At 71.2% G+C, this 1,003-nt stretch carries 1 protein-coding gene; it reads right to left on the minus strand.

Annotated elements, in window-relative coordinates; genetic code table 11:
* A partial coding sequence (locus VK92_RS37625; RefSeq protein ID WP_048468236.1) for a translocation/assembly module TamB domain-containing protein occupies positions 1-1,003 on the minus strand: 1,003 nt, incomplete at both ends.

The raw sequence follows: 1,003 nt of genomic DNA on the forward strand, positions 1-1,003 counted from the left end.
ACGCCCGGCGCGCTCATCACGGTGATCGTGCCGCGCAGCCCGAGATCCGCGCCGTGCCCCTTGAAGCGGAAGTTGTTGCCGAGGCCGATGTCGATGTTCGCGCGCGGCGCGAGCGACGGCGCCGGCTTGTCCGCGGCCGGCTTCGGCTTGGCGACGGCGGTGCCGGTCGGCGTCTCGCCGCGCACCGTGCCGTCGGGTTGCACGATCACCACGTCGTCCGACAGGTGCGGCGCGGACTCCTCGGGCAGGTCGAACAGCGCGCGATCGACGACGAACTTGCCGTCGATCGACAGCGCGCCGCGCGGCCCGTCGTTCGCGACCGTCGCCTTGCCCGACAGCGACAGCTTCCGGTCCGGTGCCGCGAACAGCTCGAGCTTGTCCGCGACGATGCTCGCGGTCAGGTCGGGCGCCTCGCCGTCGAGACGCACGCGGCCAAGTGCGCGCAGCGTGCCGTCGCCGCCGTGGAACTCGACCTGCTGGAATTCGACGAGGTTTTCCGACAGCTTGATGCGCACGATGCCGTCCTTCAGCTGCACGCCCTGGTCGACGAGCGTCGCGGACAGGTCGTCGCCCGTCAGCGTCCCCGACAGATTCGGCTTCACCGGCGTGCCCGCGACGGTCAGCTTCAGCGCCGCGCGCCCGCCGAGCAGGTAGCTCGGCCCGAACAGGTTGCCGGTCGTCTTCAGCGCCGGGACGTCGACGTCGATGCGGCCCGACAGCGGGCCGTCGTCGACCACGCCGAACATGCCGTCGCGCAGCGCAAACGGCACGGTGACGTTCGCATCGAGCGTGCCGATCCGGTTCGCCTTCGCGAGCGCCGTCACGTTGAGCCGGTTGCCGGGCGTGAAGTTCGCGCGTGCGGACAGGTCGGTCAGCCCCAGCGACGCGATGCCGCGCCCGCTCTCGATCGTCACGTCGCCGCCGCGCCGCTTCACCTGCAGATGGCCGGTCGAGTTCGCGCCGAGCGAGAAATCCCAGTCGGCGTCGAGCACGACGTCGGTTC

The organism is Burkholderia sp. LK4 (assembly GCF_001043615.1).
Classification (GTDB): Bacteria; Pseudomonadota; Gammaproteobacteria; order Burkholderiales; family Burkholderiaceae; genus Burkholderia; species Burkholderia cepacia.